Source organism: Pseudomonas sp. KCJK9111, assembly GCF_046231935.1.
In the GTDB taxonomy this organism is placed as follows: Bacteria; Pseudomonadota; Gammaproteobacteria; order Pseudomonadales; family Pseudomonadaceae; genus Aquipseudomonas; species Aquipseudomonas parafulva_B.
This window is the reverse complement of the sequence record NZ_JBJJMO010000033.1, coordinates 26,189-48,118: the sequence shown is the minus strand read 5'-3', so window position 1 is coordinate 48,118 and position 21,930 is coordinate 26,189. Positions and strand designations below refer to the sequence as shown.

20 protein-coding genes, 1 tRNA gene and 3 pseudogenes are annotated in these 21,930 nt (G+C 60.1%); 9 read left to right on the top strand and 15 right to left on the bottom strand.

Annotated elements, in window-relative coordinates:
• The first annotated feature begins 17 nt into the window (after positions 1 to 17).
• Positions 18 to 839, top strand: coding sequence for an ABC transporter substrate-binding protein (locus tag ACK59L_RS12980; RefSeq protein ID WP_100852257.1), 822 nt, complete (start codon positions 18 to 20; stop codon positions 837 to 839).
• The gene (locus tag ACK59L_RS12975) at positions 836 to 1,657 is read left to right on the top strand and encodes an amino acid ABC transporter permease (RefSeq protein WP_409274018.1); all 822 of its coding nucleotides are present in this window, start codon (positions 836 to 838) and stop codon (positions 1,655 to 1,657) included. The genes ACK59L_RS12980 and ACK59L_RS12975 overlap by 4 nt, the downstream gene beginning before the upstream one ends.
• A gap of 70 nt (positions 1,658 to 1,727) precedes the next feature.
• On the opposite strand, the pseudogene ACK59L_RS12970 reads toward ACK59L_RS12975, so the two are convergent.
• The 3 genes and pseudogenes from ACK59L_RS12970 to ACK59L_RS12960 all read right to left on the bottom strand — a co-directional run.
• Positions 1,728 to 2,177 (bottom strand): annotated as a pseudogene (locus tag ACK59L_RS12970) (methyl-accepting chemotaxis protein); the annotation flags it as partial.
• Between the two features lie 102 nt (positions 2,178 to 2,279).
• Positions 2,280 to 2,966: pseudogene (locus tag ACK59L_RS12965) on the bottom strand (PAS domain-containing protein); the annotation flags it as partial.
• Between the two features lie 176 nt (positions 2,967 to 3,142).
• The gene (locus ACK59L_RS12960) at positions 3,143 to 4,918 is read right to left on the bottom strand and encodes an EAL domain-containing protein (RefSeq protein ID WP_409274016.1); all 1,776 of its coding nucleotides are present in this window, start codon (positions 4,916 to 4,918) and stop codon (positions 3,143 to 3,145) included.
• Between the two features lie 211 nt (positions 4,919 to 5,129).
• Here ACK59L_RS12960 and ACK59L_RS12955 point away from each other — a divergent pair, with 211 nt between their 5' ends.
• The gene (locus ACK59L_RS12955; RefSeq protein ID WP_409274014.1) at positions 5,130 to 7,085 is read left to right on the top strand and encodes an ATP-binding protein; all 1,956 of its coding nucleotides are present in this window, start codon (positions 5,130 to 5,132) and stop codon (positions 7,083 to 7,085) included.
• 27 nt (positions 7,086 to 7,112) lie between these two features.
• On the opposite strand, the gene ACK59L_RS12950 is transcribed toward ACK59L_RS12955, so the two are convergent.
• The 4 genes from ACK59L_RS12950 to ACK59L_RS12935 form a co-directional block, all read right to left on the bottom strand.
• A complete protein-coding gene (locus ACK59L_RS12950; RefSeq protein ID WP_409274012.1) occupies positions 7,113 to 7,634 on the bottom strand; it encodes an AAA family ATPase in 522 nt (173 codons plus the stop codon).
• Between the two features lie 98 nt (positions 7,635 to 7,732).
• On the bottom strand, positions 7,733 to 10,156 hold the full coding sequence (locus ACK59L_RS12945; protein ID WP_409274010.1) for a TonB-dependent siderophore receptor: 2,424 nt from the start codon (positions 10,154 to 10,156) through the stop codon (positions 7,733 to 7,735).
• Positions 10,157 to 10,241: 85 nt separating this feature from the next.
• Positions 10,242 to 11,165: a FecR family protein gene (locus tag ACK59L_RS12940; RefSeq protein WP_409274008.1), complete on the bottom strand. Its 924-nt coding sequence runs from the start codon at positions 11,163 to 11,165 to the stop codon at positions 10,242 to 10,244.
• Positions 11,162 to 11,683: an RNA polymerase sigma factor gene (locus ACK59L_RS12935; protein WP_409274006.1), complete on the bottom strand. Its 522-nt coding sequence runs from the start codon at positions 11,681 to 11,683 to the stop codon at positions 11,162 to 11,164. Before ACK59L_RS12935 ends, ACK59L_RS12940 begins: the two co-directional genes overlap by 4 nt.
• A gap of 373 nt (positions 11,684 to 12,056) precedes the next feature.
• Between ACK59L_RS12935 and ACK59L_RS12930 the strand changes: the two genes are divergently transcribed.
• Positions 12,057 to 12,578 carry a cysteine hydrolase family protein gene (locus ACK59L_RS12930; RefSeq protein ID WP_409274004.1) on the top strand — a complete coding sequence of 174 codons (522 nt, stop codon included), beginning with the start codon at positions 12,057 to 12,059 and terminating at the stop codon, positions 12,576 to 12,578.
• 163 nt (positions 12,579 to 12,741) lie between these two features.
• Positions 12,742 to 13,950: a PD-(D/E)XK nuclease family protein gene (locus ACK59L_RS12925; protein WP_409274002.1), complete on the top strand. Its 1,209-nt coding sequence runs from the start codon at positions 12,742 to 12,744 to the stop codon at positions 13,948 to 13,950.
• 266 nt (positions 13,951 to 14,216) lie between these two features.
• Here the strand turns inward: ACK59L_RS12925 and ACK59L_RS12920 are convergent, their stop codons facing one another.
• From ACK59L_RS12920 to ACK59L_RS12885, 8 genes and pseudogenes are all read right to left on the bottom strand, one after another.
• Positions 14,217 to 14,492, bottom strand: a complete 276-nt coding sequence (locus ACK59L_RS12920; protein WP_409274022.1) for a 2Fe-2S iron-sulfur cluster-binding protein — start codon at positions 14,490 to 14,492, stop codon at positions 14,217 to 14,219.
• Position 14,493: 1 nt separating this feature from the next.
• Positions 14,494 to 14,868, bottom strand: coding sequence for a hypothetical protein (locus ACK59L_RS12915; protein ID WP_409274020.1), 375 nt, complete (start codon positions 14,866 to 14,868; stop codon positions 14,494 to 14,496).
• Positions 14,865 to 15,095: an FAD-binding oxidoreductase gene (locus ACK59L_RS12910; protein ID WP_409274000.1), complete on the bottom strand. Its 231-nt coding sequence runs from the start codon at positions 15,093 to 15,095 to the stop codon at positions 14,865 to 14,867. The genes ACK59L_RS12915 and ACK59L_RS12910 overlap by 4 nt, the downstream gene beginning before the upstream one ends.
• Before the next feature lie 728 nt (positions 15,096 to 15,823).
• On the bottom strand, positions 15,824 to 16,213 hold the full coding sequence (locus tag ACK59L_RS12905) for a hypothetical protein (RefSeq protein ID WP_373336884.1): 390 nt from the start codon (positions 16,211 to 16,213) through the stop codon (positions 15,824 to 15,826).
• The gene (locus ACK59L_RS12900; protein ID WP_409273998.1) at positions 16,206 to 17,606 is read right to left on the bottom strand and encodes a PAAR domain-containing protein; all 1,401 of its coding nucleotides are present in this window, start codon (positions 17,604 to 17,606) and stop codon (positions 16,206 to 16,208) included. Before ACK59L_RS12900 ends, ACK59L_RS12905 begins: the two co-directional genes overlap by 8 nt.
• A gap of 286 nt (positions 17,607 to 17,892) precedes the next feature.
• Positions 17,893 to 18,066, bottom strand: a pseudogene (locus ACK59L_RS12895) (integrase arm-type DNA-binding domain-containing protein); the annotation flags it as partial.
• 164 nt (positions 18,067 to 18,230) lie between these two features.
• Positions 18,231 to 18,306: transfer RNA gene (locus ACK59L_RS12890), tRNA-Thr, on the bottom strand.
• A gap of 70 nt (positions 18,307 to 18,376) precedes the next feature.
• Complete coding sequence (locus tag ACK59L_RS12885; RefSeq protein WP_409273996.1) at positions 18,377 to 18,787, bottom strand: pilin; 411 nt, start codon at positions 18,785 to 18,787, stop codon at positions 18,377 to 18,379.
• A gap of 214 nt (positions 18,788 to 19,001) precedes the next feature.
• Between ACK59L_RS12885 and ACK59L_RS12880 the strand changes: the two genes are divergently transcribed.
• From ACK59L_RS12880 to yacG, 4 genes are read left to right on the top strand one after another with little or no spacing between them, the layout of a single operon-like run.
• On the top strand, positions 19,002 to 20,210 hold the full coding sequence (locus ACK59L_RS12880; protein ID WP_409273994.1) for a type II secretion system F family protein: 1,209 nt from the start codon (positions 19,002 to 19,004) through the stop codon (positions 20,208 to 20,210).
• A 1-nt stretch (position 20,211) separates the two neighbouring features.
• Positions 20,212 to 21,081 carry a prepilin peptidase gene (locus ACK59L_RS12875; RefSeq protein WP_409273992.1) on the top strand — a complete coding sequence of 290 codons (870 nt, stop codon included), beginning with the start codon at positions 20,212 to 20,214 and terminating at the stop codon, positions 21,079 to 21,081.
• Positions 21,078 to 21,701: a dephospho-CoA kinase gene (gene coaE, locus ACK59L_RS12870; protein ID WP_409273990.1), complete on the top strand. Its 624-nt coding sequence runs from the start codon at positions 21,078 to 21,080 to the stop codon at positions 21,699 to 21,701. Before ACK59L_RS12875 ends, coaE begins: the two co-directional genes overlap by 4 nt.
• Positions 21,698 to 21,898, top strand: coding sequence for a DNA gyrase inhibitor YacG (gene yacG / locus ACK59L_RS12865; RefSeq protein ID WP_023533231.1), 201 nt, complete (start codon positions 21,698 to 21,700; stop codon positions 21,896 to 21,898). Before coaE ends, yacG begins: the two co-directional genes overlap by 4 nt.
• Positions 21,899 to 21,930: the final 32 nt, after the last annotated feature.

The following is a 21,930-nucleotide window of genomic DNA, read 5'->3' as shown; positions in this document are numbered from 1 at the left end:
ACACTTCAGGTATGAACATGCGTTTTTCCACATTGCTCGGTGCAAGCCTTGCGTTGCTTGCGACCGCCACCCAGGCCTTTGCCGGCGCCACGCTGGAGCGGGTCGAATCACGCAAGGAACTGGTCAATGTACTGATGGAGAGCTATCCCCCCTTCTCGTTTCTCAATGACCAGAACCAGCTCGACGGCTTCGACGTGGATGTCGCCAAGGCAGTGGCGGACAAGCTGGGCGTGAAGCTGCGCCTGGAGACGCCTTCCTGGGATGTGATCGCCGCCGGTCGCTGGAGTGGGCGCTACGACATCTGCATTTGCTCGATGACCCCCAGCAAGGCCCGCGCCCAGGTGTTCGACTTCCCTGTGGAGTACTACGCCTCCCCGGCTGTCATCGTGGTCAATGCCAAGGATGACCGCATCCACGGTGCAAAGGACCTGGACGGGCGCAAGGTCGGCCTGACCAGCGCGTCGAGCTATGAAAGCTACCTGAACAAGAATCTGGTCATCGAGGGTGACGAGGGCCGAACCCTCGACTACCCCTTCGACTTCGTGCAGATCGCCCCGTATGACACCGACAATGTGGCGTTCCAGGACCTAGGGCTGGGCGCGGGCGTGCGCCTGGATGCAATCCTGACCAACCTGGTCACGGCCAAGCCGCGCCTGGACCAGGACAAACGTTTCAAGCTCGCCGGTGCGCCGTTGTATGAAGAACCCAACTCGGTCGCCATCGAGAAGGGCGACCCAGAGTGGGATGCGAAGGTTCGCCAGGTGTTCGCCGAGCTCAAGGCAGACGGCACCCTGAGCAAGCTGTCGCAGAAGTGGATCGGCGCCGATATCAGCAAATGAGCACGTTTCCGCCCTCCCCCAAGCCCGTGACCAGTACCACGGGCACACGCCTGCTGGGTTTTCGCACACGGTTGATGCTCACCTGGCTGGTGATGTTCGCCCTGTTCGTCGGGTTCTTCCTGAGCTTCGACCTCAAGTTCTCGATCATCCTGGAGAAGTTTCCCAACTTGGCCGGTTTCAAACTGGGGCCCAATGGTTTTCTGCAGGGCGCAGCGCTGACGCTGTTCTTGTGCATATGCTCGATGGTGGTGTCGGTGGCGCTGGGCTTTGCCGCTGCGCTGGCACGCTTGTCCGGCAGCGCGGTGCTGGTGGGTGTTGCCAGTTTCTACACGTCGTTTTTCCGCGGTACACCGCTGCTGATCCAGATTCTGCTCATCTACCTGGGCTTGCCCCAGATAGGCCTGGTGCCCGGCGCGATCAGCGCCGGTATCATCGCCCTGTCGCTGAACTACGGCGCTTACCTCAGTGAAATCTTCCGCGCGGGCATCCTGGGTGTTGCCCGAGGCCAACGCGAAGCTGCGCTGGCGCTGGGCATGCGCCCGCCGCAGATTTTCTGCCACATCGTTCTGCCGCAGGCCATGCGGGTGATCATCCCGCCAACCGCCAACCAGTTCATCTCCATGCTCAAGGATTCGTCGTTGATCTCGGTGATGGGGGTGTGGGAGATCATGTTCCTGGCCCAGTCCTACGGACGGTCGAGCTACCGCTACCTGGAAATGCTGACCACCGCTGCCGTGATCTACTGGGTGTTGTCGATCGCGCTGGAGCTGGTACAGGCGCGCCTTGAGCGGCATTACGGCAGGGCCTATCAGCGCTGACGGTGCCTAGCGCCTGCCCTTGGCCAGGGGCAGGCGCTGCGTTCATCGGCAGCCGTGCTGCCGGATCGGACTAACGCCCCGCCTCCGCCACCAGTTTCGAAGAGAACTGGCCCACGGCGGTGACCACTTCCTGCGCACCTGACTGGATTTCCGTGATCACGGTACCCGCCTGCTGAGCCAGGCTCAGGCCCAATTCAGCCTGTTTCCTGCTCTCGCCCATGCTGTGTACCGCCTCCTCCACCAGCGCGTTGTTCTTCTGTACCACCTCGACGATTTCCTGGGTCGCGGCACTGGTTCGCCCGGCCAACTTGCGAACCTCGTCCGCCACCACGGCAAAGCCCCGCCCTTGGTCACCGGCGCGCGCAGCTTCGATGGCCGCGTTCAGGGCCAACAAGTTGGTCTGTTGGGCGATGCCGCCGATGGTCGACACAATGGACGTGATCAGGTGCGACTGATGCCCCAGCGCCTCGACACCCGTGGACACGTTCGAGACCTGCTCGACGATGCGGTTCATGGTCTCCACCGTGTCCCTGACCGCCTCCGCGCCGCGCTGGGCGGAGCTGTCGGTCTTCATGGAGATCTCATAGGCAACGTCCGCTGCCGAGCTGACCTGCTTCTCGCTTTCGACCTGAGCGGTGATATCCACCGCGAACTTCACGACCTTGTACAGCCGCCCGCGGGTGTCGCGCACCGGATTGTAGGAGGCTTCGAGCCACAGCTCGCGGCCGCCCTTGTCGAACCGCAAAAAGCGCTCGGCGACGAAGCGACCGTCGTTGAGGCTGGCCCACAGTCGCTGATAATCCGCCGACCGGGTGTAGGCCGGATCGCAGAAGATGCTGTGATGCTTGCCGACGATTTCCGGGAGCGTGTAGTTCACCGTATTGAGGAAGTTCTGGTTGGCGGTGAGTATGGTGCCGTCCAGTGCGAACTCGATCACCGCCGTGGACCGTGAAAGCGCCTTGATCAGCTCGTCGTTTTCACGGGCCTTGTCGATGGCGGCGGTGACCTCGGTGCCGTAGGCCGTCATGTGGGTCACCTCACCGCTGGGGGCCTTGACCGGGCACCACGCCGCGCGCATCCAGACCAGACGCCCATCGGCCGCGATGTAGCGGTAGTCGTCGCTCACCCCAGTGCCCTGGCTCATCGCGGTCTGGAAATCCTTGTAGCACGGCAAGTCCTTCACATAGTCAGGCGTGAGCGCGCCCATCGATGTGCCGACAAGCTTTGAAGCGTCGATCCCCACGAAGCTGGAAAACCGCGGGTTGACGGCCGTGATCAGCAGGTCGCGGTCCACGGTGATTTCAAGCATCTCTGTGGACCTGCTCTGTTGCGCAGCCCTGAGCCCATGCAGCTCCCGTTTGAGTGCCTCGACCTCATCCCTAAGCGCTTTGTTGAACATGGCGATCCTCGTCATTGCGGATGACAACTGTTGGGATTGAACAGGCGCTGACAGGCAGCGCACACCGAGTGCTGCTTCACCTAACGTCAGGCTTGCCGCGGCTGACGCAACCATGCAGCCAGGTCATCTGCGGGGAGGGGCCTTGCGTAATAATAGCCTTGCCCTTGATCACAGCCCCACCCCCGTAGCACATGATGGTGCAGGTCCGTCTCCACACCCTCGGCCACCACCGTCAGGCGCAGGTCGCGCAGCAGGCTGACCAGCCCGCGCACGATGTGCCAGTCATTGCCGCCAGGCTGCAGTTCGGCCAGCAGGGAACGGTCGAGCTTCACGCTGGTGGCGGGGATTTTGCGCAGGTAGATCCAGTTGCTGTAGCCGCTGCCAAAATCGTCGATGCCGATCGAAATGCCCAGGGCGCGGAAGCGCTGGAGCTGCTCCTGCACGGCATCGAAGTCGGCTACCAGGGCGCTTTCGGTGAACTCGAGCTCCACCAAGCTCGGGTGCACCTGGTGTCGGGCTAGCGCTCGCGTGACATCTTCGTACAGCTGACCATCACCCAGATCGAGGGCCGAGATGTTCAACGAGACCTGCAACATCAGGTCGCTAGCCTGCCACTGGGCAATTTGACGGCACACCTGTTCCACCACCCAGCGAGTAATGCCGCGGATGGACGCGGTGGTTTCCGCCAGCGGAATAAACTCGGCCGGGCTGATCACGCCCAGCTGCGGATGCGTCCAGCGCAAGAGCGCCTCGACCGCCACGCAGCGGTTGCTGCCAAGGTCGATCCTGGGCTGGTAGGCCAGGCTCAACTGGTCAGGTGCCAGCAGTGCGGCTTCCAAGGCATTGAGTATGGCGGTGTTACGACGCAGTTTCGCGTCCACCACCGGGTCGTACGCCAACCAGCGCTGCTCGCTCTTGCGAGCGGTGTCGGTCATGCTGGCCATCAGGCGCAGGATGTCTGGCGAGGCGCTGGCGTCCACGCCCAGTGTCAGGACGCTGATGCCGACATCCGGCGTGACCGGCACGTGACCGCTGCGCAGTGGCCCACCGAGCGAAGCCACCAGCGTCTGAAGCCAACCAGCGAGAAAGCTGGTATCGCACGCCTCAATGACCGTCATGAAGCCCAGGGTACTGGCCCGATAAAGGCGGCAGCCGGGCGGAAGTGTTGTGAGCAGCACTTCTTTGACTGCCAGCATGAAATCGGTGAAAAACTCGATACCCAGCGCCTTGAACAGTCGGTCCATACCCGCGGCCGACACCGGCTCGATGAAAACAGCCACCTGACCGGCCGTCACGGCACCTTCCTTGAAGTCCGTCTCGAACCGCCGCCGATTGGGCAGCCCGGTCATCGGATCGTAGAAGTTCTGCCGGTGGATCGATTGCAGACGAGCCACCACCACTTTGGCGGCGTTGGTCAGCAGTTTACGGTCGCGCTCCGACAAGGCTTCGCGCGAGGCATGGTCGATGATGCACAGCCCACCCAGGCTGATGCCTGGCCGAACGATCAGCGGTGCGCCAGCGTAGTAGCGAATGTGGGGGGCCGATTGCACAAGCGGATTATCCACCGTGCGCGGGTCCTGCAGCGTGTCGCAGATCTCGAGCACCGTTTCCTGGCGCAGGCCGTGGGCGCAGATGGACATTTCGCGCGGCGTGCGGTCGTCGGCCATGCCGATCTTGGCTTTGAATACCTGGTAATCGCGGTCGACGATGCTGACCAGCGCGGTGGGGACGTCGAAGTGCGCACAGAGCATGTTGACGACGCCATTGAGCACCGGATCCTCTCCATTTGCCAGGTCCGATGTAAGGCGGTCCACTTCAACCAGGCGCAAGCGCTCGTCTCGAAGGGTCGTCAAGTTGTCCATGAAAGCTCCGGTCGCGGTAACAGCAAATTCTAGCCCAGAAGGCACATTGCCAGCTTAGCTGTGATCGGTTTCTCTCGACAATTGAGCACCCCCACCGGCGGTCGGCCAAAAAATCTATTGGACGCCTGCGGTCAGCTAGCCTAAAAGGCTGTCAGCCGCGCTTGGCACGGCAGATCGCTCAGATGATGCTCAGCCTGTTACGGAGTCAGCCTTGGCCTGGTTCAAAGAAAGGATTACCGCCATCCTGCAACGCCTGCGACGTGCCGAACCGAGCACGGCCAGCCGCTACGTGGGCGCCGCGTTGATCATCGCTGCGTGCTCCCTGGCGCGCGCGCAGATGTCGCCTGTCGCGCTCCCCTACCTGTTTTTCATTCCTGGGCTGATGCTGATCGGGTTCTGGTTCGGCGCAGGTCCCTCCCTGCTGGCCTGCATCATGGCGGTGCTGATCGCCCAGTATTTTTTCATCGGGCCGCTGGGTTTCGATGCTGACTGGGCCACGTGGGCCAACAGCCTGAGTTTTGGCGTGGTGACCTTCGCCATGGCGGTGGTGTGTGCTTCGCTCAGGCGTAACCTGAGCGCCGTGGAACGGCTCAACGATACGCTCGAGCAGCAAGTGCAACACCGAACGGGGGAGCGCGACAGCCTGTGGAAGGTGTCCCCCGACCTGATCTGCACGTTGTCCGAAAACGGCCAGGTGCTGTCGGTGAACCCGGCGTGGCAGGTAGAGACGGGCTTCACTGAAGAACAGCTCAAGACTGGGACGTTCTACAGTTTCATCTCTCCCGCACAATTGGCGAACGCGTTGCGCGAGCTCAACCACAAGCCTATCGTCGAGCTCGACACCCAGAGCGTGCGCAGCGATGGCCAACCCTTGCTGCTCAACTGGCGTATTGCCGGGTTCGAGGGCCGTTACTTCGCCGTGGCACGTGACGTCACCCAGTACCGCGAGCGGCAGCAGGCGTTCGAGCAGGTCAGCCAGCAATTGCAGCAAAGCCAGAAGATGGAAGCGCTCGGGCAACTCACCGGCGGCCTGGCCCATGACTTCAACAACCTGCTGACCGTGATCACCGGCACACAGGACATGATCGAGCAACGCCTGGCGCAAGGCCGGCATGACGAACTGGGCCGTTACCTGGCGTTGGCCAGAACTGCCACTCGCAAGGCCAGCACCCTCACCCACCGCCTGCTGACCTTCGCCAGGCGGCAACCACTGGCCAGCACCACGGTCGATGTGGTGCTGCTGGTGGACGACATGAAAGAGCTGCTGGCCAGAACCCTTACACCCAAGATCGAATTTCAGCTCAGCCCATATCCGGCGCCAGCCTTGTGCTACTGCGACGCCCATCAGCTGGAAAATGCGCTGCTCAATCTGTGCATCAACGCACGTGACGCCATGCCCCAAGGAGGCCGTTTGCAGGTGCGGATCAGCAAAGTCACCCGCAGCCTGGCTGAGTTGGAGCAGCTTGGGCTACGCGCTGGCGAATACATTCAGGTAAGCGTCACCGATACAGGCCTGGGGATGCCGGCCAGCATTGCCGAGCGGGCCTTCGAACCGTTCTTCACCACCAAGCCGCTGGGGTCGGGCACGGGTCTGGGGCTTTCGATGGTCAGGGACTTCGCTCGCCAGGCGGGCGGCACGGCAGTGATCGAATCGGTCATGGGCAGCGGCACCACGGTCAGTCTGCTGTTGCCCGTCCACCTTGAGCCGGCCCCGTCCAGCGTCACAGCAATCACGCACGCCACCCTGGCAGCCCGTACCGACAACCGCGGCAGTGCACTGGTGATCGAGGACGAGGGCGCGATCCGGGAGCTGGTCGGCGAAGCGTTGCAGGAGCTCGGTTTCGAGGTGATCGAAGTCACCCATCCTGCCGACGCGCTGCACCTGATCGAACAGTCCCAAGACCTGAAGCTTGTGGTGACCGACCTGGTCCTGCCCGGCGGCCTGACGGGAGACAACATCGCCCAAGGGGTGCGGGCGCTTGTGCCGGCAGTGCGGGTGCTGTTCATTTCAGGGTTGATCGAGGCGCCGGCCAGCCTTGCCGAGCAGCAGCCTCATTCGCGCTTGCTGCCCAAGCCCTTCACGCTCGGCCAGTTCAAGGCGTGCGTCGAAGGGATGTTCGGTGACCAGGATGCACCCCTGCTGCTGGACCAGGCCAAACGCCGCTAACGCCGTGGCCGACAAGCGTCACATACCTCAGGGCTGCGAATCGATCGACGCCAGAAACTGACGCGTCTGCCGGTTGGAGCGCAGGTGCACGACCCGGCACCCCGAAGGCGCCGTCGCCATCAGGTGCTTGATCTTGTCCTGTGAAGAATGCCGCGTGGACCAGATGAACCGGATGAAGCCAGGCAAATTGCGCAGCGATTCGGGGCAGTCGCCTGGCAGGTCCGGGCGTGTGCGGCCCAACTGGGTCAGGGTCCTGACCAGCACACGCCACAATCGGACCGTCAGGGAACGGTCAATCCAGATAAGCATTTCGGCCCTGGCAAGACGGTTGTCCCAGGTCGCCGAATGCCCGCCCTCGAAAATCCACCGTTCGCGCGCCTCCACTTCATGGCACAGGCGGGTCTTTTCGTCCCGGCTGCGTTCGACCCAGCCGGGTAGCCAGTGAATGGTATCGATATGCACGACCGGCAAGCCGGTTCGCTCGCCCAGCTGGCGAGCCAGCGTGCTCTTGCCGGCGCCCGGCTGACCAACGATCATGACGCGTTTCATGGGGACTCCTTTTCAACCCGCCATTTTGTACAGGAGGCCGGGGTTGTAAAGAAGTCTCGAAGCTGCGTGCCAATTGCGCGCAGCCCGCTGAGCGCTGATCAAAAACGGTATTCAACACTGGTCACGAAATTACGTGGCTCGCCATACACCACCCAGCTGTCGGCATATCCATAGTAGGACCGGTCGAAGACGTTGTTGAGGTTCAGCTTGAGGCTAAGGTCCTTGCTTACATCGTACCGAGCCATGAGGTTGACTACGGCAAAACTGCCTTGAGTGAAGGTGCGCAAGTCCTGACCGTATTTACTCTGCCAATTGATGCCCCCCCCTACCGCCACGTGGTCCAGGGCCCCAGGGAGGCGATAGGTGGTGAATGTCTTGAGACTGTGGCGGGGAATGTTGGTGACGATGCGCTGATCGTCCTGGTTGGTACTGATGCTATAGGCATAGCCGGCCATGACTTGCCAACCATCAGCAAGCTCGCCATCAAGCGCCAACTCGACGCCCTTGGTCGTGGTGCCCTGCTCGAGCCGATAGATATCCGGATCGCGCACATAGACCGCCAGGTTGTCCTGCTCGATCTTGAACAACGCCAGGCTGGCGTTGAGCCGATCGTCGTTGAAGCTACCTTTGATCCCCACCTCGTAGCCAACCCCTTCCTGAGGGTCTAGCGCCTTGTCGTTATCGCCTTTCATGCCGTACTGCTGAGGGTTAAAAATCTTGGTGTAACTGCCGTACAGGGACCAGGTATCGTTCAGGTCATAAACCAGCCCTGCATATGGCAGGAACACGCCATGCCGATTCTGGCTGTCACTGGTCCTGAGGCCGTCTTCGTCGACTCTGTCGTTGGACCGTTTCCAGTCGGTGACGCGGCTACCCAGAATGATATGGGTATTGTCCGTTACGTGCAGACGCGTGGTGAGGTAGGCGGCGTATTGGTCTTCGTCGATCAGGCTTTTGCCCACCGGGGTGGTGTCGGGACGAGGCCCGCTGCCGTCCCAGGTGAAGAAACTGCCCAGGGTACCGTCGTAGCCAGTCCACGGCCCGTACCAGCCGCCACGCTCGGGGGTGTGCTCTCGATAACGCGACAGCGTCGTGCCCACGATCAGTTCATGCTCGCGCCCCAGCAGGCTGAACGGCCCAGTGACATAGGCGTCCACGGTGTCTTGTCGAGGTGTGCCGGTCCAGCGATTGGGGTAGAGGTAGGCGCCCTCTCCGGTCTGCTGATCGATCGCGCCGTTAAGGTAGTTGGTGAGCTGGTCGAAGGTATTCTGCGTATGGCTGAGCTCCATCTTGGCGCTCCAGCCGTTATCGAAGGTATGTTCTACCGAGCCGAACAGGTTGGTCACTTTGCGATCGTAATACGCCCAGTCGGGCGAGCTGTTCGTCGAGCGAGGGAAGTCAGTCTTGTTGCCGTTGCTGAAATAAGCGGGAAAGCCCGCACGAAGCGGTGAGTTGGTATGCGTATTGGCATGACTGAACCCCAGCGTGAGCAGGGTCGAAGGCGCCAGGTCAACTTCGGCGATGCCATATATCAGCGCGGCGTCAGACGACATGCGGTCAACCCAGTACTTCTGGTCTTTGTAGTCCAGTACCAGGCGGCCGCGCACATTACCCGACTCGGTCAATGGCCCGGAAACATCAAGGCCGACACCGTAACGGTCCCAACTGCCAGCCTCGGCGCGGACGCTGGTCTGAGGCTCGAAAGTAGGCCGCTTGCGAATGAGGTTGATGGTCGCCGAGGGGGTACCGGAGCCACTGATCAGCCCTGTGGCGCCGCGCACGATCTCGACCCGGTCGTACATGGCCGTGTAGTGCGTCGAATTGTCGATGCGCGACGACGTCGGTACGCCATCGATCTCGAAGTTGTTGATCTGGAATCCGCGTGACCAGTAGGTGTTGTTTTCAGCCCCGATGCTGGTGTGCGAGGCAGTGATGCCTGGGGTCTGCTCCAACACCTCGTTGAGCGTGGTGAGCTTCTGGTCATCGAGCCGTTGGCGCGTCATCACCGTCAGCGACTGCGGCGTCTGCTTCGGGGTGAGGTTCAGGCGTGTGGAGCTACTCGAAGAATAGGTGGTGTACAACCCCGACCCCTCTGTAGTCGAGCCAGGCGCCTTGCCAGAGATGCTAAGCGTATCGAGCTGTATGCTACCACCGACCTGCATCGGCACAGTGATCACAAAGCTGTTGCCATTGGGCTGGCTGACCTGCGCTTTGCTGCTGCTCAGCAACACGTTCAGGGCTTCACGAACACCGAAACTGCCCCGCACGCCAGCCGATGTTTGGCCGTTTACCTGCTCGGCGGTGTAGATCACTTGATAGCCACTCTGCGCGCTGAACGCGTCTAGGGCGTCAGCCAGCTGCTGGGCAGGAATATCGAAAGTATGCTGCTGCACCTGGGCCCGTTCCATTGGGTGCTCCTGCGCTTGTACGGGCAGCGAGAACATCGATGGCAACAGGCTTGGCGCCAGGAGCGCCGTGGCCAGCGTACTGCGTTTGAACAGCATTGTGCGTAAGCGGTGCATGTGTCTTCCCCAAGAAATGCGAATGCAAATTTTTCTTATGTATGGGTGTGACGCAGCACGCCTCGCATTCCCCGCACGAGGGAACCTATCGAATAATCAACCAGTGGCCCAATAGCTCACTGATCTGCAGATGCTGGCTGGCGATCAAGGCATCGAGTGCCGTGCCAGGCTCATCCAGGTTGAAGCTTCCGCTCACCCGACGCTGCCCAGCTTTTTCGTTCACCAGCACAAGCTGTTTCCCCTGGTAGGCCGCCAGTTGCTGCAGAACCTGTTGCAACGACACATCACGAACCCTGAGTTGCCCAGTGCGCCAGGCCAGCAGACGTTCGGCGTCTACCGTCTCCGGGCCAGTGACCTCAGCCCCGCGCAGCGTCACGCGCTGACCGGGCGTCAGGTGTCGCTGCTGGGTCGGCGTGGACACCTGTACGTGGCCGCTCAGCAATATCACCTCATCTTCGTCTCCCGCGCGGCTGACGGAGAACCGTGTTCCCAGCACCTGGATCCTGGCTTTACCCACATGAACCACGAAGGGTCGGCCATCGTGGACTACATCGGCGAACATGCGCCCATGGCGCAAGCGGACGCTGCGTGTAGCCCCAGCCATATCCACATCCACGTCGCTGGCGCTGTCGAGCATGAGACGGGAGCCGTCGCCAAGCTGGATTTCGCGTCGCTCACCTGTGGCGGTGGCAATGTCAGCGCCAAGATTCACCAGCCCGGGCCGTGCCAGGATGAGCGTACCCAGTGCGAGCAACAGGCAGGCCGCTGCGCCCAGGCGCAACCCCTTTGCCATTACGGTTCGCCGTGCCTTGCGTACGCGCCGTGCTGGCAGCTCAAGGCACTGCCACATGTGCTCCACCTGGGCGTAGGCATGCGCGTTCCGCGGTAGTTGAAGCCATGTTTCGAAGGTGGCGCGCTCCTGGACCGTGACGTCTGCAGCGCGCAGACGAGTAAACCAGTCCAGCGCCTGCTGCTGGGTGGTGGCATCGTGTTTTTGGGAGCCAGTCATGACGATTCGATCTGCATACGCGCGTCCAGGGCGGCCGCTGCGCACTGCTGGAGGGCTTTATTGAGGTGCCGTTCAACTGCCCGCTCATTGAGCCCCAGCCGCCGGGCAATTTGCTTGTACCCCAATTGCTCGACACGAGCCAGCAGAAAGACCTCCCGTGTTGGCGACGGCAGGCCATCAATCAGGCGCTCCAAGTGGGCCAGTGTATTGCCTGCGACCGCGCTGCGCTCAGGCGTGGCATCCGTCAGCAACTGCTCCAACGCCTGCTCGTCGTTGACGCCGCGTACTTGGGTGCGGCGAGCATGGTCGATACTCAGGTTGGTAGCGATACGGTATAGAAAGGCCCGTAAATTGCCTACATGGCCGTGTTCACTGTGTAGCAGACGTACAAACGTGTCCTGCGTGAGGTCGCGAGCGGTTTCACGGCAACGCACCTTGCGGGTGAGGAACGCCAGCAACTCGTTGCGGTGGCGCTGATAGAGCAGCGACAGGCTGCGGGCTTGCTGCTCGTCAGACATTGGCGTATGCCGGGCACAGAAGAAGCGGCGATGCTAACGGTGTTGAGAATTACTCGCAAGAGATTATGGCATCTGGCCAGATTGAAACGCTGATTCATGGTGCTGAGTAAGCTTTAGATCCAGATCGCTAAATTAGGAGCCATGGAAAGATAAGGTGCGTGGCAGCACTACGCTTGTAAGCACAGTTCAGTATTGCTAGTGTCGGGCAATGATCACCTACCGCTCGACCCCGACAACCACCACCACGACCGCCTCTGGTGGAGCGTGCGAGGTGTCGTGAGCACATAGCGAACAGACTTCAAAGGCCCGCCAGTGATGGACAGGGCCTTTTTTGTGCCCTTGCTTCGCTGGCCTCATGCAAGGAAACGCACGAATGTACGCACTAATGATTCTGGATGTTCAAGTTGGCTTGGTGCATGGCCAGGAAACGCCATGGCGTTGCGAAGCCCTGTTGGAAAACATCAATGAACTGATGGACAAGGCGCGCAGTGCTGGTGCGCCGATCTTTCTCGCCCGCCATGTAGGGCCCGCTGACTCGCCGATTGCGCCGGACAGTGCATTGACGCAACTTGCGCCGGAGCTGCGGCTTGCGGGTGGCGAGGTGGTGTTCGAGAAGCACCGGCCCAATGCGTTTACGCGGACAGGCCTGGCTGACGATTTGCGGGCGCTAGGGGCGACCGGGGTGGTGATTACCGGGATGAAGACCCAGTACTGTGTGGATAGCACCTGCAGGGCCGCTCGGGATCTTGGGTTCGAGGCGGTGCTGGTTGCGGATGGGCATAGTTGTACGGATACCGCGCAGATGCGGGCTGAGCAGATTGTGGCGCATCACAATGCGACGCTTGAGGGGGCGTTTTGTGAGGTGGTGTTGGGGCGAGATTGGACTTTTACGTGATTGGCACGGTGAGGCCTGCTTAGGCGGGGGTTGAAAAGTGCATTGCGCTAGCAAGACCCGATTTGCCGGGTGATGTGTAAATACCTGATCGCTACAGAACGCCGTTTACCTCTCACTCGACCCCGAACCACGGGACAATACTGAATCTGATTCTGGACAAATAATGAGCATGGACAACGCGCAACTGTTGTTGAATCAGGCAGGCAGCCTGGTGAGGGAGACAGAAGCCAAGCTCGCAGCAAGCGGTGAGCTTTTCAATATCTTCTCCATCACCCGAATCGAGCGGGCCGAGGTCAATACCCATTCTGCGATGATTGCAGAGCTCTTGAACCCCAAGGGCCGCCACGGCCAAGGTGAATGCTTTCTCGAACGCTTCCTGGCGACAATGGGTTTCGAATACGAAGGCAGCATCAGCGACGCCAAGGTGAGCAAGGAGCAGTTTTTTGCAGGGTACGGTCGTGTCGACGTGGTTATCCACTTGCGGGACCACCTCATCCTGATAGAAAACAAGATCGACGCTCCCGACGGTAACCAGCAACTCAAGCGCTATGACGAGATTGGCAAGATCTCCCGAAAACCGTGGCAGTTGTGGTACCTGACGAAGAAAGGCACGCAAGCGCACGCAAACAGTCATTGCGGCGTGAGCTACCGCCAGCTGTCCTACCAGGAGCATATCCTCGGCTGGCTTGAGCAGTGCATCAGCATCTCGACCGCAACGCCGACGCTTCAGCACGCACTGATCCAGTACAAGCATCTGGTCCAGAAAATCACCGGGCAAACTATGACGCATACCACACGAAATGCACTGATCGAACTGCTTATTGCCGGCGACAACTTGCAGGCTGCCGAAGCCATTGCCCAGGCACTGCCCCATGCGAAGGGAACGGTATTATTTAATTTCTTCAATGCAGTGCGAGATGGGTTGTCGGCCCAGTGCAAACCGGCGTCAGCGCCGCCTGGCTTTTCTGGGCATGACTGCAGCGAGAAGCATTGCCGCAAATGGTTCTATCCCAAGGCTTCGAGATTGAAGCACGTGGGGGAGTTTTTCGACATTGGCGTCGATGGCGTGCTGCTTAGAGTTGAGGTTGCGTCCGAGGCGCTGCATTACGGCGTGGTGCTGATCAGGGGCGGGAAGCTGACGAGCGGGGGTGAATTATCCGCGCAAGGCATTTCACTCCCATCGTTGACGTGGAGGAATTGGAACGCGTTCCAATGGTACTCCTGCCTGTATCAGGACAATGTTGCCAGCAGCATGGCATTTTTGTCTGATGCCGGGCCGTTGGTAACAGAGGTGCTGGAAGTGGTTGATTTGATCAAATCTGCCGTGGTCGACCGGACTGAACTGCCCCTTGAAAGTGCGGCCCAACCCTAAGCTGTGTGAGCCGGCACCTGGGTTGAATGCTTGAGGATGGAAGGCGCCGCAATCTGCCACACATCCGCCAAAGCCCATCTCAAGCTTTTTCTCTGGATTGGGAGATATCGACCCAGGCAGTGTGATTCCTCAACCAGCCTATCCAGGGGTGCGCGCCTACGTGAAATTCGAAAAGACTTAGCCGTTCAACCAACCCAGAATCCGCACAGAAATACGAAATCCAGGCCCTTGTTCAACCTACCGAATCGATCCGACAGTTTTAGCCTTCAACAGCCCAATAGGATGTCACTTCCAGGTATGGCTGCGCATAAGTAGGCATAGCAGTCATTGACTATTAGGGAGTCAGAGAGACTCTGAATTTTCCCTTCCAACACCGCGCACCCGCAGGTTTGACATAACCCGGCACGGCAATGGGCCGGTAGTACGAGCCCTTTGGCTTCTGCGAAGCTGAGGAGGAAGCCGTCCGAAGGATGCCAGACTGCCGAGAGGCCTGTTCTGCTAAAAGTGACGGTGAATGGACCGCATTCAGGAATTTTGCGCATCTCAACCGGCGTATCGGGGGTTGCGAAGGTGTCCATGTGCAGCCGATCGACAGCGTCTGCCTTGAATCACACTGTTCTGTATCTGGCTTTGAAAACCTTCAGGCCCGCACACATGGATTGCAGCCCCAGTGTTGGCAGCATCGGTGACCAACGCGGTGATGTCCGGCCGGCGTTGGATCGCGCATTCTATTTCATTCTTCCCCTGAGTCACATGCAAAGCGACAGTACCTTTGCTCAACCGCCCCACCAGCGTACTGACCTCATTCCACAGGGCCAGGTCATCGCTGTTTCTCACGGTGTGCACAACACGTACAGGATGCGGGTAGTTCGCGTCCGCGAGCGCTTTCAGCTTGGTGATCGTCGGGGTTACACCTATTCCCGCTGTAAGGTATCTGAGCCTGAGGGGCCTGTCAGATGTAGATGCTGCCCTACTTCTAAAGCATGTATAGCCTGGGAGCCGGCACCACTCCCCTGTTTCACCGTGATCCGTAATCGATCACCCTCAATGCCTGAAACGGTGTAGCGGCGCCATGTTGCATCCCCTGTCAGGGGATGAACAGCCACATACTGCCCAGCTACAAAGCTATCCAGCGAGCCAAGCACGGGCAGGGGATCTCGGAGCCAGACTGAGCGAACGCCCGGTGCTTCCTGCGAAATCTCAACGACTTCTGTAGCACGCGGCCAGGAAACCAACGCAGGTGCTCTCGGAACATTGGCAGCAACTGCCAGCCTCTGGGTGTAATGCGCTTGCGTTTTATAGGAGTGCTACCGGATTGCCGGTGCAAGGGGCGCCGCAGCATTGGAGTTGTAAGACGAGGCTGCTTACTCGCGAAACCGCAACGACTGGCCTGTGGCGCGAAGCGAGCCGTTATGTGAATTATTCATGGTGGAGGGCGTGATCAACCCTTCAGGTAAGACAGGCTCTTGTCAAAACAGGACATTATTTATGTCCCACACCGCCACTGTGCGATTCCTCCATATCGAGTGAGCACTGGAGAACCGGTTTTAGCCGCACAGCGGGCGACGTGGTGGGACCGGTCGCCCCGTAGCGGGTCTTCTCAAGGTCACGGCTGTCTTCGAAAATTGAGTAAACCGATGGTCTTGCCGATGACCGCTTTGGATCGAAGCTATGCGGAACCGCTGGCGCTTCTTTGCAAAGCGCGGGTGCAGATGAATCAGGGCCGGCTTTCACGGAACTGGCATTTGGTGGATTTATAGACGGACCTCATCAGGGTATCTATCAACAAGTCAGCTATTTATGGCCTACAGTGGAATCGAATCTGAAATTGCGAAGGGTCCAGTGAGAGCGACGATCGCCGTGGCATCAACGTTCATGCCTTGGTGAATGCGTAGGTCACCCACATCCAAGCGAAGCCGAAGGCCGTCAGCCACGAGGATATTTGTAGAGCCAACTTAATTTTTGCAGGAAAGTTTTCGAATTCTTCAATGTCCAGATGCCCCCTGCGCATGTGTATGCCAGGCCAAATGAGTATTCCACAAAGAAACGTTATCAGCAGCCACCGAGCGCGAAAGCACCGCGTGCCCAAAAACAGTTTCATCTGTTCCAGGCCGGGATGACTTTGGATAGCCGAGATTGCAACAGTGAAATTTCTTGTACACGCGATGAATGCACTGATTGCACAACCGGCCAACCCGATCACGAACGGACACGCCAGCATTATCCACTTCAGCCACACGGGCCAATTCTCGAACTCAGTCATAATGTGATTCGTAGATCAGCTCGCCCATGTGCTCACCGCCCTGCGCACCGGCGGTGCTCCCAGCAAAAGATCCGCTCCCGACCAGCGCAATGCCACAGATCGGTGCCCCGAGACCTGCGGTACCCGCAGAGAACACCCCACATACAGCGAGCGCAGTGATCCCAGCAATGTATCCACCCAGGATTCCTCCCGCTAAACCCCCAGTGAAAACTCCTGCCTCAGACAAACGAATTTTTTTGCAGGCTTCTGTTTCCCCTGCACGGCAGGCCTCCTGGACTTTCAGATAGGACGATGTCCCACCTAAGCCAATTCCGACATACCCGCCATACCTGAGGTACTTACTAAGTTTTGCCACTTTGTCCAAGTATGTGGCGTACCCAGGAATATGCCCTGGCCCACCGGCTTTCGACCAATGATGCACAAGGCTCTTGGTGGAAATATTCAAGCTTTTCTTCAGCTTCTCGTAAGCCCCTAGATTCAGATGTTTATTAAGAAAAGTCGCCTTCAGCTGACCATTTAGCTGCTCCAATAACAGTCGTCGCTCGGCGAAAAACGATGGGCTATTCAGATGGCCATGGCGCAGAAATTCTTGCTGATGCAAACGCTCGATATTGCCAAGTGTGCTGCGAAGCTGCCGGAGGCCGTGATCCATCATGTCCTTGCCCACCCCCATGGCGAGACTGGCGTCACTAAGCAGTCCGGCAATTTCAGCCTGATACTCCATCATGAAATCTGACTCGGCAAAATCGAGTACAGCCAAGGAACGTCGCGCGTGCTCAGCGGCTGCCATGAGTTGGCCCTCCTCCTGGGTGCAGGCATAACCGTTATCCGGATCGCCGATGACGAAGATTTCCCCTGCCTTGAACCCCTGCTCGAAAGTCGGGTTCAGGCGTTGAAGGTACGAAATGGGCAAGGTCGAATCATGTCTAGCCAGCTCCAACAGAATCTGCGGGAACGACATGCTCCGGGGCACCACATAGAATCCCGGCTGCATTTGCCCAGGCAACCCGCCAACCATGGCGGGCGAGGCCCCTGCTAAAGCGCTAGAGCTCCCAGGGCCAGCGGGCTTGACGCTAGTGCGGACGGCAACCGGTAGCCGCGGCGAGGGCATCTCCCCTAAAGGCGCCACCACCCGGTTGCTACCTTCTGGGCAACCGCAATCAACTAACGCACCATCCATCGCGACTGGCTGGCCATCCGAGATGAAGTGCCATACCCCTTCGACGACCTTTCCTTCCAGCCCGCACAGTGGACAAGGTGTGGTGGGATCCCCCAGCCTGAGGACCATTCGCCCCCCGTCGAGGTAATCTTCCCCGGTGGCGATGCAAATCGCACCTGTGGTGGTCATATCACCATCTACTGCTTGGCCAAGCCCATCCAGACTGACGCGCATTTAGAGTCCCTTGCGAATTGTAGGATCGAGAGAACCTAACAGCTAAGAAGGGGGCAAATGCGGCCCGAGCAGCTAACGAGACGATTCCTACAAGTAACGCGGATTTAGTACTAGGCACGACCTGGCGATTTTGGAACTACGCACAACAAAAAAACCCGCACAAGGCGGGCTCCTATTGATGCCAGCTAGCGAGACATCGCTATAGGCCAAGTGATGCTGGTGCGGAAACAGACGAACGGTTGTTGGACGTGAGCGTCCAGTTTTCGCCGGGCTGGCTTCTTACAGCGATCAGCGTGCCTTCCTTGCCGCTGGATTTGAAATACCGCAGCCGCCAAGTCTTCGAGCTACTGGGCGCGGCGTACAGGTACATACCCCGGCCGTCGAACAGTTTGTAAGCACGATCACGCGGTTTGGCCGTGCGGCATTTGAGGTCGCTGAGCGGAGTGGCTAGGCGTGGCATAGGGGTACGTTCTCCATTCAGGAAAGACGCTGTACCCCAAAAATACCCCCGGTTATTGGGGACTTAGTTGGTTCCCGACGGAGGGTCGTGGAAACGAAAAACCGGCCAGAAGGCCGGTTTAGAGGGCTTCCAAAGCATTCAGCGGAATGCAGTGGAGCTGGATGTGGTGCCGGAGACAGGAATCGAACCTGCGACCTTCGCGTTACGAGTGCGCTGCTCTACCGACTGAGCTACACCGGCGTGTAGCGCAACGTACCACTGCTGCACCCGTTACGCAAACCTCTGTTTCCATTCGTTTATTGCGTCATCCTTACGGCGTGGCGCAGCCGTTGGGGGCGAGGTCGGTTTCGATGTCGGTGGTGCAGGCCCAACCGGTGGCTGAGCGGGTCAGGGTCAGGGCCTTGCCCAGCACGGTCGCGGGGGCGTCGACCAGGGTGCAGACGATGCGGCCACTGGCGTCGCTGGCCTTGCCGGTGGCGGTGATCGCGCAATGGGCGGTGCTGGGCTGGCCGCCGAGGCTGGCGACGTCGGTGACGTCGCGGCCTTCGTTCAAGCGCAGGTCCATCGCTGTTTTCAGGGCGCTGATCTCCAGCAGGCCGGCGGCGGCCTTGGAGCGGGCTTGATGGTTGGTGTACATCGGTAAGGCGATGGTCGCCAGAATGCCGATGATCGCGACGACGATCATCAGTTCGATCAGGGTGATGCCGCGTTGCCCTTTCATGAACAATTTCCTTTTCGATACGCAGACTCAGTGAGGTCAGGCTTGCCTCGACCGGCAGCGGCGCAGTAGGCCTGAACAGACACCTTTTGTCACCCCTACCCGCTTGGGCTTTGCCTTCGCTGCACTACTCTAGTGACCATCGGAAAGGCGCGCCTTTCCATGGATGGGGCAAGCTGTTTCCAGGCTTGTCACAGGGACGAAAAAGGACATGTGCATGACGTCATCTACGCATCTCTATACCTGGCAGGGCACGGACGCCAGCGGCGCCCCCGTCAGCGGCCAGACCACGGGGCGCAGCCCGGCCTATGTACAGGCTGCGCTGATTCGCCAAGGCATCACGGTGGCGCGGGTGCGGCCAGCGGGTGGGCTGGCACTGACCTGGCCGCGTTGGCAGGTCAGGCCGGACACGGCGGGTTTCAGTCGGCAGCTGGCGACCTTGCTGCGAGCGGGTGTGCCGTTGTTGCAGGCGTTCGAAGTGATGAGCCGTAGCGGCTGCTCTGAGGGGCAGGCGGCGGTATTGCTAGCGTTGAAAAAAGATCTGGGCGCGGGGTTGGGATTGGCGGATGCCTTGCAACGCCATCCTCGCTGGTTCGATGGGCTGTACTGCAACCTGGTACGGGTGGGTGAGCAGTCGGGGACGCTGGATCGGCAGCTCGAACAGTTGGCGTGCATGCTGGAGCAGCGGCGCACGCTTGAGAAGAAGGTGCGAAAGGCGATGGCCTATCCCATCCTGCTGTTGCTCACGGGGTTGGGGGTTTCGACCATCTTGTTGCTGGAAGTGATTCCGCAGTTCGAATCGATGTTCGTCGGCATGGGTACGGCATTGCCAGCCCTCACCCAGTGGGTGATAGACCTGTCGGCGGGGTTCGGGCAGGTGGCGCCCTGGGTGGCGCTGGCGGGGGTACTGCTGGGCGTCGGTGGGCGCCAGCTGTATCGCCAGCATGCACCGGCGCGCCTGTGGTGCGCGCAGCAACTGCTAAGCATGCCGGTGTTCGGAGCGTTGTTGGGGCAGGCTGCGCTGGCGCGGTTCGCCCGCAGCCTGGCGACCAGTTATGCGGCTGGGGTGCCGTTGCTGGACGCGCTGGGCACGGTGGCCAGGGGGTGTGGGAGTGAGCTTCACGAGCAGGCGGTGATGCGTTTGCGTCAGGCACTGGCGAACGGTCGGGCCCTCAATCAGGCGATGGCTGAGGAGCACTTGTTCCCGCCCCTGCTGGTGCAAATGACGGCAATCGGCGAGGCCAGCGGTACCTTGGACCAGATGCTGGACAAGGCTGCGATCCATTATGAGGACCAGGTCAGCCAGGCCCTGGACCAGCTGGCCAGTCTGCTGGAACCGGCCATCGTGCTGGTGCTGGGAGTGCTGGTCGGTGGGCTGGTGGTGGCGATGTACCTGCCGATTTTCCAACTGGGTAGCCTGATCTGATATGACGGTATGGACACTGCAGGGCATGGAGCCTGCGCACTTCATCGCCTGGGCCGCGCTGCTCGGTTTGCTGGCAGGCAGCTTCATCAATGTTGTAGCGCATCGTTTGCCAATCATGCTCAAGCGGCAATGGCGACGCACTGCGCAAGAGATACTGGAGCTACCCCCAACCTCATCTGCGCGGTTCGATTTATGGTTACCCGGCTCCCATTGCCCTCTGTGCAAGCACGTCATCCGGGCGTGGGAGAACATCCCTGTGCTCAGTTACCTGGCACTCAATGGCCGTTGTCAGGGGTGCAAGGGCCGGATCAGCATGCGCTATCCCTTGGTCGAGGTGGCCAGTACCCTGTTGTCGATGGCCATTGCCTGGCGCTTCGGCCCGTCGGAGCAAGCGCTTTTTGCGCTGCTGCTGACCTGGTGCCTGCTGACGCTGAGCCTGATCGATGCGGATCACCAGCTGTTGCCCGACGTACTGGTGTTGCCGGCAGTGTGGCTGGGGCTGATCGTCAATGCCGGCAATGTGTTCGCGCCACTTGGCGATGCGCTGTGGGGCGCTGTGCTGGGTTATCTGAGCCTCTGGACCGTCTACTGGGCATTCAAGTTGCTGACCGGCAAGGAAGGCCTTGGGTATGGTGACTTCAAATTGATGGCGCTCATCGGTGCCTGGGGTGGCTGGCAGGTGCTGCCCCTGACCCTCTTGCTGTCCTCGGTGGCGGGCGCATTCATAGGGTTGTGCCTGATCGGGCTGCGCCGGCATGCCATGGGGGCGGCAATGCCCTTTGGGCCTTATCTGGCTATTGCGGGGTGGATTGCCGTGCTCTGGGGTGATGAAATACCCACCTCCTACATGCAACTGCTTGGATTCCAATGACCACAGCGGCCACAACACCCTGGATTCTCGGCCTTACCGGCGGCCTCGGCAGCGGCAAGAGCGCCGCAGCCGAGCGATTCGTCGAGCTTGGCGTGCACCTGGTCGATGCCGATCAGGCAGCGCGATGGGTGGTCGAGCCCGGCCGCCCAGCCTTGGCGAGCATCGTCGAGCACTTCGGCCCTGCCGTGCTGCAGGCGGATGGGCAGCTTGACCGTGCCGCGCTGCGCCAGTTGATCTTCACCGACCCGGCGCAGCGCAAATGGCTGGAGCAATTGCTGCACCCGCTGATCGGCCAGGAAATTTTCAGTTACCTGGCCAAAGGGCAATCGCCCTATGCGGTGTATGTCTCGCCCCTGCTGATCGAGTCGGGGCAGTCTAAGAAAACCCAGCGCGTACTGGTCATCGACGCCCCGCAAACACTGCAGGTAGCACGCACCCTAGCCCGCGACCACACCAGCGCCGAGCAGGTGCAGGCCATTCTTCAGGCCCAGCTGCCGCGTGAAGAACGCCTGCGCCATGCCGATGACGTGGTGGTCAATGACGGCGACCTAGGCCACTTGCATGCGCAGATCGACCGACTGCACCACTTTTATCTGACTTTACGAGGAGGCCAGCCATGAGCCAGCCATTGACCGTCGATTGCCCGACCTGTGGCGCACCTGTGGAATGGAACGAGAAAAACACCTTTCGGCCGTTCTGCTCCGACCGCTGCAAACTGATCGACCTGGGCGCCTGGGCGTCCGAGGAGCACAAGATTCCCGGGGCCGAGGACTCGGAAGACGAATTGTATTCGGGGGACCTGGAGCCTCGTCACTGAACATTTCAGAAACCCACCAGGTAGACGCTGTT

Excerpts from the sequence above, each read along its gene's own strand:
- ACK59L_RS12880 (WP_409273994.1), top strand. The coding sequence starts at position 19,002 with ATGACGTCATCTACGCATCTCTATACCTGGCAGGGCACGGACGCCAGC.
- ACK59L_RS12940 (WP_409274008.1), bottom strand. The coding sequence starts at position 11,165 with ATGACTGGCTCCCAAAAACACGATGCCACCACCCAGCAGCAGGCGCTG.
- ACK59L_RS12975 (WP_409274018.1), top strand. The coding sequence starts at position 836 with ATGAGCACGTTTCCGCCCTCCCCCAAGCCCGTGACCAGTACCACGGGC.
- ACK59L_RS12980 (WP_100852257.1), top strand. The coding sequence starts at position 18 with ATGCGTTTTTCCACATTGCTCGGTGCAAGCCTTGCGTTGCTTGCGACC.
- yacG (WP_023533231.1), top strand. The coding sequence starts at position 21,698 with ATGAGCCAGCCATTGACCGTCGATTGCCCGACCTGTGGCGCACCTGTG.
- ACK59L_RS12925 (WP_409274002.1), top strand. The coding sequence starts at position 12,742 with ATGAGCATGGACAACGCGCAACTGTTGTTGAATCAGGCAGGCAGCCTG.
- ACK59L_RS12930 (WP_409274004.1), top strand. The coding sequence starts at position 12,057 with ATGTACGCACTAATGATTCTGGATGTTCAAGTTGGCTTGGTGCATGGC.
- ACK59L_RS12945 (WP_409274010.1), bottom strand. The coding sequence starts at position 10,156 with ATGCACCGCTTACGCACAATGCTGTTCAAACGCAGTACGCTGGCCACG.
- ACK59L_RS12920 (WP_409274022.1), bottom strand. The coding sequence starts at position 14,492 with ATGCGCAAAATTCCTGAATGCGGTCCATTCACCGTCACTTTTAGCAGA.
- ACK59L_RS12875 (WP_409273992.1), top strand. The coding sequence starts at position 20,212 with ATGACGGTATGGACACTGCAGGGCATGGAGCCTGCGCACTTCATCGCC.
- ACK59L_RS12900 (WP_409273998.1), bottom strand. The coding sequence starts at position 17,606 with ATGCGCGTCAGTCTGGATGGGCTTGGCCAAGCAGTAGATGGTGATATG.
- ACK59L_RS12935 (WP_409274006.1), bottom strand. The coding sequence starts at position 11,683 with ATGTCTGACGAGCAGCAAGCCCGCAGCCTGTCGCTGCTCTATCAGCGC.
- ACK59L_RS12885 (WP_409273996.1), bottom strand. The coding sequence starts at position 18,787 with ATGAAAGGGCAACGCGGCATCACCCTGATCGAACTGATGATCGTCGTC.
- ACK59L_RS12905 (WP_373336884.1), bottom strand. The coding sequence starts at position 16,213 with ATGACTGAGTTCGAGAATTGGCCCGTGTGGCTGAAGTGGATAATGCTG.
- coaE (WP_409273990.1), top strand. The coding sequence starts at position 21,078 with ATGACCACAGCGGCCACAACACCCTGGATTCTCGGCCTTACCGGCGGC.
- ACK59L_RS12960 (WP_409274016.1), bottom strand. The coding sequence starts at position 4,918 with ATGGACAACTTGACGACCCTTCGAGACGAGCGCTTGCGCCTGGTTGAA.
- ACK59L_RS12950 (WP_409274012.1), bottom strand. The coding sequence starts at position 7,634 with ATGAAACGCGTCATGATCGTTGGTCAGCCGGGCGCCGGCAAGAGCACG.